The 14,643-nt window shown below is 58.9% G+C and carries 15 protein-coding genes; 8 read left to right on the top strand and 7 right to left on the bottom strand.

Going from position 1 to position 14,643, the window contains the following annotated elements; translation table 11 throughout:
• Positions 1-26: 26 nt before the first annotated feature.
• The 5 genes from D8Z78_RS21300 to D8Z78_RS21280 all read right to left on the bottom strand — a co-directional run bounded on the left by D8Z78_RS21300 (position 27) and on the right by D8Z78_RS21280 (position 6,263).
• On the bottom strand, positions 27-554 hold the full coding sequence (locus D8Z78_RS21300) for a MarR family winged helix-turn-helix transcriptional regulator (RefSeq protein WP_210180110.1): 528 nt from the start codon (positions 552-554) through the stop codon (positions 27-29).
• Between the two features lie 423 nt (positions 555-977).
• The gene (locus D8Z78_RS21295) at positions 978-2,009 is read right to left on the bottom strand and encodes a 2-hydroxyacid dehydrogenase (RefSeq protein WP_065818601.1); all 1,032 of its coding nucleotides are present in this window, start codon (positions 2,007-2,009) and stop codon (positions 978-980) included.
• A gap of 2 nt (positions 2,010-2,011) precedes the next feature.
• Positions 2,012-3,799: a thiamine pyrophosphate-binding protein gene (locus D8Z78_RS21290; RefSeq protein WP_240672215.1), complete on the bottom strand. Its 1,788-nt coding sequence runs from the start codon at positions 3,797-3,799 to the stop codon at positions 2,012-2,014.
• Positions 3,800-3,969: 170 nt separating this feature from the next.
• The gene (locus D8Z78_RS21285; RefSeq protein ID WP_065818602.1) at positions 3,970-5,448 is read right to left on the bottom strand and encodes an aldehyde dehydrogenase family protein; all 1,479 of its coding nucleotides are present in this window, start codon (positions 5,446-5,448) and stop codon (positions 3,970-3,972) included.
• Positions 5,449-5,504: 56 nt separating this feature from the next.
• On the bottom strand, positions 5,505-6,263 hold the full coding sequence (locus D8Z78_RS21280; protein WP_065818617.1) for an IclR family transcriptional regulator domain-containing protein: 759 nt from the start codon (positions 6,261-6,263) through the stop codon (positions 5,505-5,507).
• 105 nt (positions 6,264-6,368) lie between these two features.
• On the opposite strand from D8Z78_RS21280, the gene D8Z78_RS21275 reads away from it, so the two are divergent.
• The 3 genes from D8Z78_RS21275 to pcaF are packed head-to-tail and all read left to right on the top strand — an operon-like array spanning position 6,369 to position 8,979.
• Positions 6,369-7,088, top strand: a complete 720-nt coding sequence (locus D8Z78_RS21275) for a 3-oxoacid CoA-transferase subunit A (RefSeq protein WP_065818603.1) — start codon at positions 6,369-6,371, stop codon at positions 7,086-7,088.
• 17 nt (positions 7,089-7,105) lie between these two features.
• The gene (locus D8Z78_RS21270; RefSeq protein WP_088941595.1) at positions 7,106-7,783 is read left to right on the top strand and encodes a CoA transferase subunit B; all 678 of its coding nucleotides are present in this window, start codon (positions 7,106-7,108) and stop codon (positions 7,781-7,783) included.
• Positions 7,780-8,979: a 3-oxoadipyl-CoA thiolase gene (gene pcaF, locus D8Z78_RS21265; protein WP_065818605.1), complete on the top strand. Its 1,200-nt coding sequence runs from the start codon at positions 7,780-7,782 to the stop codon at positions 8,977-8,979. The genes D8Z78_RS21270 and pcaF overlap by 4 nt, the downstream gene beginning before the upstream one ends.
• Positions 8,980-8,984: 5 nt before the next feature.
• Here pcaF and D8Z78_RS21260 read toward each other — a convergent pair whose 3' ends face one another.
• Positions 8,985-9,902 carry a LysR substrate-binding domain-containing protein gene (locus D8Z78_RS21260; protein ID WP_164933052.1) on the bottom strand — a complete coding sequence of 306 codons (918 nt, stop codon included), beginning with the start codon at positions 9,900-9,902 and terminating at the stop codon, positions 8,985-8,987.
• Between D8Z78_RS21260 and pcaD the strand changes: the two genes are divergently transcribed.
• From pcaD to D8Z78_RS21235, 5 genes are all read left to right on the top strand, one after another.
• Positions 9,870-10,760 (top strand): 3-oxoadipate enol-lactonase, encoded by an 891-nt coding sequence (pcaD, locus tag D8Z78_RS21255; RefSeq protein ID WP_210180111.1) that lies wholly within the window; start codon positions 9,870-9,872, stop codon positions 10,758-10,760. The genes D8Z78_RS21260 and pcaD overlap by 33 nt on opposite strands.
• A complete protein-coding gene (gene pcaC / locus D8Z78_RS21250; protein WP_065818607.1) occupies positions 10,757-11,137 on the top strand; it encodes a 4-carboxymuconolactone decarboxylase in 381 nt (126 codons plus the stop codon). Before pcaD ends, pcaC begins: the two co-directional genes overlap by 4 nt.
• Complete coding sequence (pcaH, locus tag D8Z78_RS21245) at positions 11,137-11,865, top strand: protocatechuate 3,4-dioxygenase subunit beta (RefSeq protein ID WP_121632684.1); 729 nt, start codon at positions 11,137-11,139, stop codon at positions 11,863-11,865. Before pcaC ends, pcaH begins: the two co-directional genes overlap by 1 nt.
• A gap of 1 nt (position 11,866) precedes the next feature.
• Positions 11,867-12,472 carry a protocatechuate 3,4-dioxygenase subunit alpha gene (gene pcaG / locus D8Z78_RS21240; protein ID WP_065818609.1) on the top strand — a complete coding sequence of 202 codons (606 nt, stop codon included), beginning with the start codon at positions 11,867-11,869 and terminating at the stop codon, positions 12,470-12,472.
• A 71-nt stretch (positions 12,473-12,543) separates the two neighbouring features.
• Positions 12,544-13,608, top strand: a complete 1,065-nt coding sequence (locus D8Z78_RS21235) for a 3-carboxy-cis,cis-muconate cycloisomerase (RefSeq protein WP_065818619.1) — start codon at positions 12,544-12,546, stop codon at positions 13,606-13,608.
• A 123-nt stretch (positions 13,609-13,731) separates the two neighbouring features.
• On the opposite strand, the gene D8Z78_RS21230 is transcribed toward D8Z78_RS21235, so the two are convergent.
• The gene (locus tag D8Z78_RS21230; RefSeq protein ID WP_164933051.1) at positions 13,732-14,535 is read right to left on the bottom strand and encodes an HAD family hydrolase; all 804 of its coding nucleotides are present in this window, start codon (positions 14,533-14,535) and stop codon (positions 13,732-13,734) included.
• Positions 14,536-14,643 lie beyond the last annotated feature (108 nt).

Here is a 14,643-nt window from a genome sequence, read left to right as displayed (position 1 = left end):
GACACTCGGCACGTGTGGCTTGCGATTTAGTTTGCTGTGTTGCCCTTGGTCGGAGGTACACGGACCCCTCTCGCGGCCGCATCGTGTTCGTCATTCTCGAGGTTCCGGATCATCACGGAAAGGGCGTTTCGCAAGTCGTCCTGAGCTTTCACGGAAAGGCCTGCCATTGCCGCATCGTTCACTTCAAGCGCCAGCGGTTCGAGAACGTCCCGCAGCGCCCATCCCCTTTTCGTCAGAAAAGCGTGCTGGCGCCGCTTGTTGCCATCGACGTTGCGTCTTTCGATGTACCCCAGCTCTTCCATCTTAATGAGCGCAGTGTGGGCGGTGGGTTCGGTGAGATGCGCCCGGTCGCTCAGTTCGCGTTGCGACAACCCGTCTTCCTGCCAGAGGATACGCAGGAAGATCCACTGACCGAATGTGACATTTTCCGTTTGCAGGCGAAGTTGAAGCGCCCGGTTGAATCCACGGGCTGCCAGTCGTACCAGCCGGGCCATGCGCTCGTCGGGGTGGACAGGTACATGGCTTGATTGCTTATCTTTCTTTGCGTCGCTCATCGCCTGCATCTACACATAGTTTTTGTCCAAACAGCGCGCCCGCTCAGACCTGATAGCTATCAAAACTCCAGTGGCTTTGCTACACACCTTTTACCGCGAAAAAACACTCGCGTGGTGCGCGAGATATAGGTGCCGAACCGTGGTGTAAAGTCAAGACATGGAGCCTGAAGTGCCTATCATTGGGCCTGAGTTTGCGCCTTCATCCGGCGTATTTTCGCCCCAGTGTCGGGATTGTGTGTGGGGTGCCTTCCGTTTTTCGGCCCTCATGCGTCGAGACCCGTTTGGCTCGCCTGTGCCGCACAACACCGGGGGGCCGTTGTGTAACACCGCCATGCGAACACTAGTCGACTTGGCCGTTCAATCGGTGCAAGGAGCACAGGCTCTCCAGTTTGACGGTGCACGCTGCTCGCACGGTGGGTCAGGTCAGCTCAGATCGCCCAGCTTTTGCCGCCAGCGTTCCACCACATCGGGGTTTCTGACATATTTCGGCAGATCACCTTTCATGATGCGCGTGGCGTTCTCGACCAGCACGTCGGGCATGACCGTGTAGAGATCGACTGTGTGACCGAGAATGTGTGGGGTCAGGATCACCCGGTCGAGGTTGCGCAAGGGATGGTCCTCCGGAAGGGGTTCGGTTTCCGTCACATCGAGACCGGCACCGGCAAGGTGCCCCTCCCCCATCACCCGAACGAGCGCAGCCTCGTCAATCAGCCCGCCCCGAGAGGTGTTGATGAGGATCGCATTTGTCTTCATCGCGCGCAGTTCTGCCTCAGCAATCATGCTCCGAGTCTGCGGGTTGAGCGGCACATGCAGGCTGATCACATCAGACGCGGCAAGCAACTCATCACGGTCCACCAGCCTTACGCCGTCCGGAGCGCTCTGTGGCGTGAGGAACGGATCGTTTACCAAAATCTGCCCTGGGTCGAACGCCTGGAGCCTTTCGATTACCCCGGCCCCGATGCGACCCGATCCGATCAACCCAATAGTGCGCCCCCGCAGCATCCGCGCATACATCTGCTGCGGACGGCTCGCGTTTTCGCGCAGTATACGCTCGGATTCGTGCAGCCGGTAGAGCAGCACGAGCATCAGCATCACCGTCGCCTCTGACATCGCCAGGAAGTTTTCTGGCGTGGCACCGTTAGCGACGATCAAACCGCGAGCGGCACAGGCCTCGAGATCGACCGCATCGACGCCAATGGTCGGAAAGACTAACGCACGCAGGCGCGGCGAAGCATCGAGATCCTTCGCACTCAGCCGCGACCGGGAGCTTGCGACGATTATGTCCACATCCTCGATCAACGCCTGCCGCTGGTCCGCCGACAGGCGCAACGGCACGCCGGGGGTGATCTCTGGTCCGCGCACGACAGTCCAACCGAGGGCAAGCAGTTTCTCCGCGGCGATATCGAGCACGTCTTCCAGCACCGGGTCCTGTGCTATGTAGATCTTCGGCGCCAAGGTCAGTCGCTCCGCGTCAGGCCGGCGACCATATTGGAGTTGTATCCCGGCTGCACCCGCGCATCGATCACCACGCTTTTGCCCGCGCGGACCAATTCGATACCTTCCCTGACCGCCTCCACCAGCTCACCAGCGGTGAAGACCGGACCGATGCCCTCGCAGCCTTGCGCGCGCGCCACGCCGGCGATGTCGATGTCGGGATCGCCGATGCGCTGGCCGATCCACTTGTTCTCCACCGGGCGGCCGCGCGCTACGGCGACCCGTTCCTGGTGGACCTCGTCATTATAAAACGAACGGTTGTTCGAGACGATAGCAAGGAACGGTGTGCCGTAATGTGCCGCTGTCCAGAAGGCAGATGCCGCCATCATGAAGTCACCATCGCCGAGGACTGCGACCGGCAGCCGGTCGCTGTCCTTCAGTGCCAGCGCAGCACCAATCAGCATTCCCGGACCCGACCCGATCCCGGCACCGCCGTCCGAGCCCAGGAAGTCGAGCGGGTGGCGGAAGTGCCAGGCCTCGCCTGCCCAGCCCAGTGGCAGGCGCACGATACTGGCACAAACACCGTCGAGCCCTTCTCCGAGCGCGCCTGCCAGCGTCATGATATCGAGCGCCGCATCTGCCTCCGGCATTCCCAGCGCCGGTTTGACCGGCAGGGTCTCTGGCAGATCGCCCGCACCCACGCCCAGTGCATCGGCAATGGCGTGCATCGCTACATCCGGTGAGCAGGCCAGGTGAAGGTCTAGTGCAGGCAGTCCTTGGTGTTCCATGCCCCAGCCATTGTGCAACTGGTAGTCGAGCGAGGCTTGGATAACCTTCGCCTTAACCTCGCCCGCCAGCTTGATCGTGCCCGCGACATCCAGCCAGTCGAGGCTTAGGATCACGTCAGCCTCGCGCAACACCTCGCCCGCCGCATCGTCGATGAAAAAGGCTGGCTTGCCGCGGTGCTGCACATGGTCGGTCGGGAAAGAGGCCCCGATCCGGATATCGGTGAGGACCTTTGCCCCAAGCGCTTCGACAAGGGCGACGCGTCGCGCCCAATCCGCCGGATCGCGCGACACGCGCCCCGCCAGCACCACAGGGGCCTTGGCGTTCTTCAACAGATCTGCGGCACGCGCTACGCCCTCGGCTGAGGGGGCCGCCGGCAAAGGTGGCTGGTAACGTGCAAAATTAGGCAGCGTCGGGGCCTTCTCGTGTTGCTTTTCCTGGATAGACACGTCGAAGTTTACATAGGTCGGACCTTTCGGCTCGCTCCGCGCAATCACATCCGCCCGCAACATTGATTCCAATGCCGCCTCCATCGAGCCAGGTTGGTCGTCCCATTTGACATAGTTGCGGATCATCGAGGCCTGGTCGCGGCAGGTATGCAGCCAGTCGATCCAGGGCCTGCGCAGCGCCGCATCCACCGGGCCTGTGGCCCCGTAGATCAGAACCGGTACCCGGTCACACCATGCATTGAAGATCGCCATGGTGCCGTGCATCAGCCCCACATTGCTGTGCAGAATCACCGCTAACGGCTCGCCCGTGACCTTGGCATAGCCATGTGCAATCGCCACCGCATGTTCTTCATGAAGGCAGAGCAGCATCTGCGGATCCTCGTTGCCGAGGTGATTAACCAAACTGTCATGCAGACCCCGAAAGCTCGACCCAGGGTTGAGGGCTACATATTTGACCCCTAGACCGCGCAGCATATCGGCAAAGATATCGCTGCCCCAGACCCCGTTGCCGGCAGACCCAACCGGGCGCTCTATCTGTGATGGTCTCTCTTCCGTCATGTGTTCTTCCATATCCATATTAATCTCGTTCAGCCTGCGCTCCGCAGGCATGCTCCCTTCAACCCGAAGACCGGTCTTCGCTAGCCCACACTGGGGCGTAGGCGCGGCGTAGGCGCCACGGGTTTCTATCAGTGACCGTCTCCACTGGCGCACTGTCAATTTCCGGCGGCGTCCGGCCAAACGCGGTCTTACTGACCATTCAGGTTGATGTGGACGTTCTTCTCGTGCGTGAACGAAATGAGTTCCCCGATCCCTTCTTCGCGCCCAATGCCGGATTGCTTGACACCGCCGAACGGCGCTCCGAGGAAATGCCGACCGACTTCGTTTACCCAGACGAACCCAGCCTCGACCCGCGAAGCTGTGCGATGGGCGGTCACAAGGTCGCGCGTCCAGATTGCACAAGTCAAACCCAGTTCGAGGGAGTTGACCTCTTTCAGCATGGCGTTTTCGTCCGACCATTTGCGTACGGCGAGTACGGGACCGAATATCTCTTCACGGGCAATTCGCATCTGTGGTTCGACATCGGCAAAGATTGTCGGCGCGATGAAGCTTCCCTGTCCCAGTGCACCTTCGGTCACCGCATGGCCGCCGGTTACGGCGCGCGCGCCTTCGCTCTTGGCGGATTCGATGAAGTCCATGATCCGGTCGAACTGTGTCCGGCTGACGATCGCCCCCATCGTGGTCTCCGGCTCCGTCGGAATGCCTGGCTTGTACCGTTCGACAGCCGCCTTGAGATGTGAGATGACCGCATCGTGGATGTCTGCATGCAAGAAGGCGCGGCTCGTCGATCCGCAGGATTGCCCGCACCAGCCGAAATTCATGCCGCCGACGATCGCATCGGCGATCTTCTTAGGATCGCTGTCCGGATAGGCGATCAGCGCGTTCTTACCGCCGAGTTCCAACAGCACTGGTTTGACGGTATCGCTCGCGCTGCGCATCACCGCCCGGCCCGCAGGTACCGAGCCGATCAGTGTGACTTTGGCGACGTCGGGATGTTCGGCCAGCCCAGCTCCTGCCTCGACGCCGCCCGGCAGAACATTGAAAGTACCCTTCGGCAGCAGGCCATCGATAAGCTCCGCCAGCCGCAGCGAAGACAGCGGAGCCTGAACCGGCGGCTTGATGATGACGGCATTGCCTGCGGCCAGAGGCGCTGCCATCTTGCCGCCGCAGAACATGAACGGGTGATTAAAGGCAAGAATCCGTGCAACAACGCCCATCGGCTGACGTAAGGTCATGTTGATGCGCTCTGGTCCCATAGGGATCGTATCGCCTTTCATCTCGGTCACGAGACCAGCGAAAAACTCCATCTGCGCTGCCGCGATCGCGGCGTCGCCGCGCATTTCGGTATAGGGGTTGCCACAGTTTGCAGCGTCCATCATCGCCAGTTCATCGCCATGCTTTCGCAAGAGATTTGCGATTTCCTTCAGGATACGTGCACGTTCCAGCGGCACAACATCCCGCCATACCTCGAACCCTTCTTTCGCTGCCGCAACCGCCGCATCCACATCGGCGCGACTTGCCGTCGCAACCGACCCGATCCGTTCACCGGTTCCTGGGTTGAAAGTGTCTTCGTACTTTCCCTCTAGTGGCGGCACCCATGCGCCGCCGTAGTAGAGATGGGCTGGTTCTTGAAGAGAGAGCTTCGCGTCTAGTTTCAGATTTTCCATCTAAGGTATCCTCCCGGCTTGAGGCCCTGATAACTTAGACTTCTAAATAATGTCAATCAGAGAACCCGCCCGAGGGCCGATTGGACGCCAAGCAAGTGCGGCAAGTATGTTTCAATCGTCTGCATCGGTGTCCGGCCGGCAGACGACAAACCGATATTGAGAGCGGCGACGGTCAAACCCTTGCGATCATTCAGCGGAACAGCGATTGACCGTAAACCCGTTTCCACTTCCTGGTCCACAAACGCATATCCGTCCTCTCTTGCAGCATCGATCCGGCACAGGGTCTGAACTGGGTCGAGTATGGAGAACTTGGTCCGCGGGGTAAGGTCCGAGCGTCTGACAAGCAGGTCAGCCTCTTCCCTAGGCAACGCAGCCAACAGAACCCTTCCCATCGAGGTGCAATGAGCGGGGAGGCGTGACCCAGGCATGAGCCCGATGGACATCACACGTTTCTGCGCCGCGCGAGCGATGTACACGATCTCGGTCTCATCGAGCAGTGCTACCGAACAGCTTTGACCAATTTGCTCTGAGAGTTGGTCAAGCCAAGGTTGGACAATCTGCGAGAGTGGCAGGGAGGCAAGTGCGGCCACTCCAAGGCGTAGGATGCGCGGGGTAAGAGTAAAAAACTTACCGTCATAGTCGGCGTAACCTTCGCGGTGGAGCGTCAACAGTACGCGTCGCGTGGCCGCGCGATCCAAGCCGCTGGCGGCAGCAGCTTCGGATATCGACAGACGCGGGGATGTGGGTCCGAAGGCTTCGATCACTTTCAGCCCCTTGGCAAGCGAGGCGATGTAGTCGGTGGGCTTGTTCAACATGCGAACGCTGATATTCACAATTTGAACAAATATCAATATATGAACATTTTGCTCGCTACGGCGGTAATCTAGGGATATTTCGAAGGGTATCTAAGGAGGATCCTGATGAACAAAACATCGCCCAGCCTCGCTGACGCGGTTTCGGATATCCCCGATGGCGTACAGCTTATGATCGGTGGCTTTGGAGGCTCCGGAGCCCCGATCGAACTGATCCACGCTTTGATCGATCGCTTTCGCGCCACCGGCAGCCCCAAGAATCTTACAGTTATCAACAATAACGCGGGAAACGGCGCGATCGGAATCGCCGCGATGATCAAAGCGGGGATGGTCAGGAAGATGATCTGCTCTTTCCCGCGCAGCTCCAACGCCGAGGCATTCAACGAAAAATACCTGGCGGGCGAAATTGAGCTCGAGTTGATCCCGCAGGGTACGTTGGCCGAACGCATTCGCGCGCGCGGAGCAGGCATTCCGGCTTTTTATACGCCTACGTCTTTTGGTACCGAGCTTGCCGAAGGCAAGCCGACAGAGACGTTCGACGGCAAGATGTACGTGCAAGAGTTGTGGTTGAAGGCCGACTTCGCCCTGATCAAAGGTCATGATGGTGACGAGACCGGTAACCTTACTTATCGTTTGGCTGGCCGGAACTTCAATCCGTTGATGGCGATGGCAGCCGATCGCACGATTGCGCAGGTCTCCAACCTCCGCGCACCCGGCTCAATCGATCCTGAGGCGGTAGTCACCCCCGGAATCTTCGTCGACAAGATTGTCGAGGTTCCCACGCCTCAACAAGAAGAAGTACTCGTGCGTAGGGGGGTGGTCTACTGATGTCCGGTTTCAACTTAATGGAAGACAAGCTGACGAACGCGCAGATCGCTTGGCGTGCCGCTCAGGATATCGAAGATGGTTCCTATGTGAACCTCGGTATCGGATTTCCCGAAATGATCGCCAAGTTCCAACCTGATGGCCGCGATGTAACCTATCATACCGAGAACGGCGTGCTGGGATTCGGAAAAGCCCCCTCAGAGGGCGAGGAAGACTGGGACCTAATCAACGCAGGCAAAAAGGCGATTACATTGAAGCCCGGTGCATCCTTTTTCCATCATGCCGACAGCTTTTCGATGGTGCGCGGCGGGCACCTCGATCTGGCCGTTCTTGGCGCGTATCAGGTCGCCCAGAACGGCGATCTGGCGAACTGGCGCGTAGGCACCAAAGGCGTGCCTGCCGTTGGGGGTGCAATGGACCTTGTGCATGGGGCAAAACGTGTCGCGGTTGTGACTGACCACGTAACCAAGGATGGCGGCCCGAAACTGGTCGAGGCCTGTACTTTCCCGCTGACAGGTGTCGCGTGCGTTACCCGCATCTACACCTCTCTGGCCGTAATTGACGTCGAGGACGGCAAATTCGTGCTTCGTGAAAAACTGCCGGGCATCACCCTGGACGCCTTGCAGGCGGTGACTGGCGCGACGTTGCACATTGATGGCGAAGTTGCCGAACTCAATGTTCCCGAGGGAATCTCATGACTGACGTATACATATGCGACTACATCCGCACACCAATCGGCCGCTTTGGAGGTGCGCTTTCCTCCGTCCGCGCTGACGACCTTGCTGCGATTCCGCTTCGGGCCATTGCCGCGCGCAATCCGGGTCTCGACCTTGCCGCGATCGACGAGGTGATCTTCGGCTGCGCCAATCAGGCTGGCGAAGACAACCGCAATGTCGCCCGCATGGCGCTGCTTCTCGCAGGCTATCCCGAGACGGTGCCGGGTACGACGATGAACCGACTTTGCGGCTCGGGTATGGATGCGGTCATCACTGCAGCTCGGGCGATCAAATCCGGCGAGGCCGAGTTGATTGTCGCCGGAGGGGTGGAGAGCATGTCGCGCGCGCCATTCGTGATGCCCAAGGCCACCTCCGCCTTCTCGCGGGCCAATGAGGTCCACGACACCACTATCGGCTGGCGTTTCGTTAACAAGCTGATGAAGGAACATTATGGCGTCGACAGCATGCCCGAGACGGCAGAGAATGTGGCCGAAGATTTTGGCATCTCGCGCCCCGATCAGGATGCCTTCGCCTTGCGCTCGCAGCAGAAAGCGGCCAAAGCCCAAGTCAATGGCCGTTTGGCCCAGGAGATCGTGCCGGTTACGATCCCGCAGCGCAAAGGTGATCCTCTGGTCATCGACATCGACGAGCATCCGCGTTCCACGACTACATACGAAGGCCTGAAAAAGCTTCGGCCCTTCGTGAAAGCCGATGGTACTGTGACAGCGGGCAACGCCTCTGGCGTGAATGACGGGTCTGCCGCTTTGGTCCTTTCGACGAAAGAAGCTGCCGAGAAGCATGGGCTTAAGCCGATCGCCAGAGTGCTCGGCGGGGCGACCGCCGGCGTGGCGCCGCGCATCATGGGCTTCGGCCCGGCTCCGGCCTCGAGAAAGCTTCTGGCGCGTCTTGGCCTGCGCCAAGAGGAGTTCGCAGTGATTGAGGTTAACGAAGCTTTCGCCTCGCAGGGCCTCGCCACGTTGCGTAATCTTGGGATTGCTGATGATGACGTGCGTGTGAACCCAAATGGCGGGGCAATCGCGTTGGGTCATCCGCTGGGCATGTCGGGTGCGCGAATTACTGGCACCGCGATGCTCGACCTCAAGCCTGGTGAGAAATCGCTCTCTACTATGTGTATCGGTGTAGGACAGGGTATTGCTATTGCGCTAGAAGCCGTCTGACTGGATCAACGACAGGTGAAATCCTCTTCAACCCGCCGGTGCAGCAGCCGCGCCAGTAGATCGGCATGGCTGTCTTCGTCGAACGTGAACTTGCGCGTCAGGCCAACCGCCCCGGCCATGTATTCCGATCTTAAATCGAGCGCAGCAAGGCTGCCACGCGCAATTTCCCGCGCCACGACGCCGCGCGAGATGAACCAGAGCATTTCAGAACCTTCGAGAAGCGTCTGCGCCGCTGGCAGGGCCACCGTCTCGAACACCGGTGTGAGATCCGATAACCCCATCGCGGCAAGGTACTGATCCACGCTCTGACGGATGATCGCACCGGGGTTGGGCAGGATGAGGGGATAGCGTAGCAGCGCGTCGGTCACCGGCAGATCCAGCGCTGGATGTCCGGCGCGCGCCACCAGCAAGATCGGCTCATCATAGAGATACTCGAAAGACAGGCCTGCCATGTCGGCTGCCCGTGGCATGCGCCCGACCATAAGGTCAATCTTGCCGCCGCGTAGTCGTTCGAGCAGGTAGTGGTTCGGGCCAGTGATAATACCGATCCGCGCATCCGGGCGCGCCTGCGAGAATGCAAGAGCGGCCGAGGGGAAGAACCCACCGGCCACGGTCGGCAGCAACCCGACTTTCACCAGCCCCGCCGTCGCCTGCCCCGACAGGTCGCGCACCCCTGCCTCGAGGCTTTGCAGCGCGGCGCGGGCATGAGCAAGAAAATTCTCACCTGCTGGGGTTAAGACGGCCCGCCGCCCCGTACGCTCGAAGAGATGCGCGCCAAGTAGCCCCTCCAGTTCCGAGATCGTTTTTGACAGTGCTGGCTGCGACACGTTCCGTTGCCGCGCCGCAGCAGAGATTGTTCCGGCTTGAGCAACGGTTAGGAAAGCTTCGAGATGGCGCAGTTTCAGGCCATTGGGTATATTCATTTGGTTATAGTTTTTGGACAAGATCATATTTTTGTAAAGGAAAAAGTTATGCCAAAATATCGGCAGGAGGATACTATGCAGGCATTGAAACGCGATTGGGGCACCACGCATCTGCGCGCCACTGGCGGCGAAGGTGTCGCGCTTGTCTTCATCAATTCGCTCGGCACAGATCTGCGGATGTGGGACGATGTCGTCGCGCTTCTGCCGGCGGGCTGGTCTAACTTGCGCATGGACAAGCGCGGTCACGGGCTGAGCAGTACCGCGCCGCAGGGATATGGCATTCCAGAGCTGGCCGAGGACGTGCTGGCAGCGATGGACCATATCGGTCTCGCTCGGGCTGTGATCGTCGGTTGTTCCATCGGCGGGCTGATCGCGCAGCACATCGCGCTCATGGCGCCAGATAGGGTGATCGGCTTGGTGCTTTCGAATACCGCCCCAATGCTGGGAAATGCGGATAGCTGGCTGAGTCGGATAGAGGGTGTACGTGCTAATGGCATGGCTGCAATGGCAGACGGCATCTTACAGCGGTGGTTCGGCCCCGAAATGCTTGCGTCTCTTGAAACCGATCTGTGGAGGGCGCTGCTCACCCGGACAGATACGGAAGGCTATATCGCCACTTGTGCGGCGATCGCTGGCACCGACATCACCGGCCGCCTTGGCGAAATCACCCAGCCCGCGCTGGTGATCGGCGGCTATCACGATCAGGCGACGCCGCCGGACGTGGTCGAAAAGCTCGCCGCCGCCCTGCCCCGCTCCGATTTTGTCATGTTCGACCGCTCCGGCCATCTGCCTGCGGTAGAGCAGCCAAAGGTATTTGCCCACACCCTGATGAATTTCGTGGAAAGGATCATCCCATGACAGAGACGTTCGACAAAGGCATGCAAGTGCGCCGCGAGGTGCTGGGAGACGCTCATGTGGACCGGGCAGAGGCAGGCAAGACCGAATTCGACTTGCCGTTTCAGTCGTTGATCACCGAAAGCGCATGGGGAACTGTTTGGGCGTCGGAGCGGATCACCCGACGCGAACGCTCGATGTTGACCCTCGCACTGCTGGCCGCGACAGGAAATTTCGAGGAAATTCCAATGCATATCCGGGCTACCGCTAATACCGGTGCCTCTAAAGCAGATGTCGCCGAGGCGCTGCAACACGTCGCGATCTATGCTGGCGTGCCGAAAGCCAACCACGCGCTGAAGCTGGCCAAGCAGACTTATGCGGAAATGGAGGAAAGTATCTAATGACTGATCAGGGACCACTGATTCCGCGCAACCGCGCGATCCACCCCGAGCCTTATGACCCTGGCTACAAAACGAGCGTCGCGCGCTCGCCCTTCTTGCCGTTGCTCTCGATGGAGAGCACCCCATCGGAAGAGACTGGCCCGAGATTCGGCCACACGAAGCTCGGCGCGCTCGACAACAACCTGATCTTGAACTGGACAAAGGGTGCTGCTCCCGCCGTGGGCGAACGAATCCTGGTGCATGGCCGCTTGCTGGACGAGATGAGCCGCCCGATACCGAACGCGCTGATAGAGATCTGGCAGGCTAATGCGGGTGGGCGCTACCGGCACAAGAAAGACACCTATTTCGCACCGCTCGATCCGAATTTCGGCGGCTGCGGTCGGACCATCACGGATGAAAACGGCTATTACGAATTCTTGACCGTACGTCCTGGGGCTTACCCCTGGCCGAACCGCGCCAATGACTGGCGTCCGATGCACATCCACTTTTCGATATTTGGCCACAGTTTCGCCCAAAGGTTGATCTCGCAGATGTATTTCGAAGGCGATCCGCTCATCAATCACTGCCCGATCGCCGCGACGATCAAGGATCGCAGCCAGCTCGACCGGTTGGTCGCGCCACTCGATTTCTCGAAATCGCGCCCACTCGATTTTCTCGCCTATAAATTTGACATTGTTCTGCGCGGCCGCCGTCAGACCATGTTTGAAAACAAGATGGAGGGCATGTGAAATGGTTCAGAAACTTGAAACACTGATCGAAAGCGCTTCGCAAACGGCGGGCCCTTATGTCCATATCGGCCTGATGCCTACCTATGCGGGAAACGCAGGTTACTATGACGAAGAGATTGGCACCACGCCCTTTCTGGATGAAAGCAAAGCCAAGGGTGAGATCGTTGAGATCGTTGGCTCCGTATTTGACGGCACCGGCTGGGCAATGCGCGATGCGTTGATTGAGAGCTGGCAATGCGATGCCGGGGGCGTGTTCCCGGGGGATAAAGGCGCCGATCCCGCCTTTACAGGCCATTGCCGCTTTGCAGCCGACGCCGAAAGCGGCGAGTTTACCCTGCGCACAGTCAAACCTGGCTCCTACAAGGGGCGCGGTGGTGTTGAGAGCGCGCCTCATATTTCCCTTTGGGTCGTGGCACGTGGGATCAATATAGGTCTCAATACCCGGATCTATTTCGAAGACGAGGACAACGCCAATGACCCGTTGCTGAACCGAATCGAACAGCGTCCACGGGTGAATACCTTGATCGCCAAGAAAACCGGTGACGGCAAATACCGCTTCGACATACGCCTGCAGGGCGAGGGCGAGACGGTCTTCCTCGACATCTGACCAGATCGGGAAATGAGGTATCGAATAGGTTGGTCATCCCGCCCCTTTCGGCGCACCATAAGGAGCTCGATATGAGCGCTTCAGTGTTTGAGAGTCTGTGGCTATCCGGTCTGTTCGGCGATGACGCAATGGCAGCGATCCTCGCCCCGGAACGGCAGCTTCAGCACATGCTCGCCTTCGAGGCGGCATGGTCGCGGGCCTGTGGTCGGGCAGGACTGATTGACGCAACCCTGGCCGAGACAGCTGCACAAGCCATCGAAGTTGCCAATCCCGATCTAACCGATCTTACCAAGGGTACTGCGCAGGATGGTCTGCCGGTGCCGAGTCTGGTCAAACAGCTGAAGGCTATCGCACCTGGAGAAGCCGTCCACATGGGCGCTACTTCTCAAGATGTGGTCGACACCACGACAGTCCTGGTTCTGCGAGAGGCTTCATTTCTCATCACCAACAGATTGATTAAATTGGAGAAACTCCTCAAGGAGCTAGAAGAGCGGTTCGGGGATGAACCGTTAATGGGGCGCACAAGAATGCAGGCCGCCACGCTGATCACCGTACGTGATCGGGTTCTACCCTGGCGCCTGCCTTTGGCCGAGCATCGGGTGCGGCTGGATCAAATCCGTCCCCGTATCGAGCGGGTACAGATTGGCGGGGCCTCCGGCGACCGCAAAGCTCTCCGAAACAAGGCGGATGAAGTTGTTGCCGATGTCGCCAACCAGCTCGATCTTGCGCCGACTAATAAGGCCTGGCACACGATGCGTGACGGGATTGTGGAATATGCCTCTCTGCTTTCAATGATTTCTGGCACTCTCGGCAAGATTGGCCAGGACATCGCCCTAATGGCGCAGCAAGGCATCAGTGCGATCGCGATTTCAGGCGGTGGTACTTCGTCCGCCATGCCACACAAAAACAATCCGATCTCCGCCGAGCTCTTGGTGACGTTAGCACGATTCAATGCGGTGCAGGTCTCGGCTATGCATCATGCTTTGATACATGAACAGGAACGGTCGGGTACAGCCTGGGCTTTGGAGTGGATGGTCCTTCCTCAAATGCTGATGGCAACCGCGAGAGCGTTGGATGCCTGCTGCGCACTCAGTCGGTCAATAACAACAATTGGTGAAGCAGAACCGAAAAAGTAAGATACCAGATGGGCCTGTTCCCTCGCATGCCACACGTATTGTTTGTTCCGATGGAGATTGGGCAGCCCGGTTCACGCCGTCCGGTCCATGCGAAGCTGGTTGCCGACCAAGTATCAGCCGCTCTCAAAGTCCCAACAGTTTCGGTAGGTCAGCCATATCGGTTAACCGTCGTGCGTCGAAGAGGTTCTCTGGTTCCAACGTCGTCTTCGGGTCGTAAGCAAAACAGGTCATCGCAGCATTGGAAGCCGCTTCGAATCCGCTTGCGCTGTCTTCGATTACCACGCAGTGTTCTGGCGCAGCGCGATTCATTTCAGCCGCATGCAAAAACACATCGGGCGCGGGTTTACTTGCGCCGACATCATAAGCCGAATACATCTTTCCTTCGAACCAAGGAAGCAGACCCGACCGCTCCAGAGTGACATGCATCTTTGCCAGAAGCCCATTGGAGGCTACGCAGAGCGGAATGCCAGCCGACGAAATCATCGCCACCGCCTCACGGGCGCCCGGAATTGGCGCAACCTCTGTCCTGAGGGCGTCGAGAACGCTGTCGTAGAAGTCCTGCGGCCATTTCGCTGGAAGGCGGAATCCTCTTTCGCTCACGTAACGTTCGACATCATGTCTGCTCTTGCCGACGAACAGACTGTGGCATTCGACGAGTGACAAACGTGCGCCACTTGAAAGCAAATATTCGTGCAAGACGCGATTGAAGGTGGGCTCGGAGTCGACAAGCACACCGTCACAGTCAAAGATCACGAGTTTCGGAGTGCGTGGCGAAATTGGCAATTCCAGTTCCCGTCCTCTTTGTTTGGTATTAATCATCCAAAGCTGCTTGGAGGACTTAAAGCCATGCAACGTTCCTGCATCCGGAGCAACCCAACTCCTAAAGTTCGGCCAAGCGCCGTCGCGAAACGACTGAATGGTGAACATGCCATATCTGCCCAGTCCAGTCATCCAAATTGTGCAGAGTTTTCAAGCGTCACATTTTTTGGAGCGGCTTCTGGAAACAGCTGGCCTCGAAAACGGTTGCTCTTACTC

The organism is Tropicibacter alexandrii, from assembly GCF_003667315.2.
GTDB lineage: Bacteria > Pseudomonadota > Alphaproteobacteria > Rhodobacterales > Rhodobacteraceae > Tropicibacter > Tropicibacter alexandrii.
This window is presented reverse-complemented; position numbering and strand designations above follow the sequence as displayed.

Excerpts from the sequence above, each read along its gene's own strand:
- D8Z78_RS21300 (WP_210180110.1), bottom strand. The coding sequence starts at position 554 with ATGAGCGACGCAAAGAAAGATAAGCAATCAAGCCATGTACCTGTCCAC.
- D8Z78_RS21290 (WP_240672215.1), bottom strand. The coding sequence starts at position 3,799 with ATGGATATGGAAGAACACATGACGGAAGAGAGACCATCACAGATAGAG.
- D8Z78_RS21285 (WP_065818602.1), bottom strand. The coding sequence starts at position 5,448 with ATGGAAAATCTGAAACTAGACGCGAAGCTCTCTCTTCAAGAACCAGCC.
- D8Z78_RS21280 (WP_065818617.1), bottom strand. The coding sequence starts at position 6,263 with ATGTTGAACAAGCCCACCGACTACATCGCCTCGCTTGCCAAGGGGCTG.
- D8Z78_RS21275 (WP_065818603.1), top strand. The coding sequence starts at position 6,369 with ATGAACAAAACATCGCCCAGCCTCGCTGACGCGGTTTCGGATATCCCC.
- D8Z78_RS21270 (WP_088941595.1), top strand. The coding sequence starts at position 7,106 with ATGGAAGACAAGCTGACGAACGCGCAGATCGCTTGGCGTGCCGCTCAG.
- pcaF (WP_065818605.1), top strand. The coding sequence starts at position 7,780 with ATGACTGACGTATACATATGCGACTACATCCGCACACCAATCGGCCGC.
- pcaD (WP_210180111.1), top strand. The coding sequence starts at position 9,870 with ATGGCGCAGTTTCAGGCCATTGGGTATATTCATTTGGTTATAGTTTTT.
- D8Z78_RS21260 (WP_164933052.1), bottom strand. The coding sequence starts at position 9,902 with ATGAATATACCCAATGGCCTGAAACTGCGCCATCTCGAAGCTTTCCTA.
- pcaC (WP_065818607.1), top strand. The coding sequence starts at position 10,757 with ATGACAGAGACGTTCGACAAAGGCATGCAAGTGCGCCGCGAGGTGCTG.
- pcaH (WP_121632684.1), top strand. The coding sequence starts at position 11,137 with ATGACTGATCAGGGACCACTGATTCCGCGCAACCGCGCGATCCACCCC.
- pcaG (WP_065818609.1), top strand. The coding sequence starts at position 11,867 with ATGGTTCAGAAACTTGAAACACTGATCGAAAGCGCTTCGCAAACGGCG.
- D8Z78_RS21235 (WP_065818619.1), top strand. The coding sequence starts at position 12,544 with ATGAGCGCTTCAGTGTTTGAGAGTCTGTGGCTATCCGGTCTGTTCGGC.
- D8Z78_RS21230 (WP_164933051.1), bottom strand. The coding sequence starts at position 14,535 with ATGTTCACCATTCAGTCGTTTCGCGACGGCGCTTGGCCGAACTTTAGG.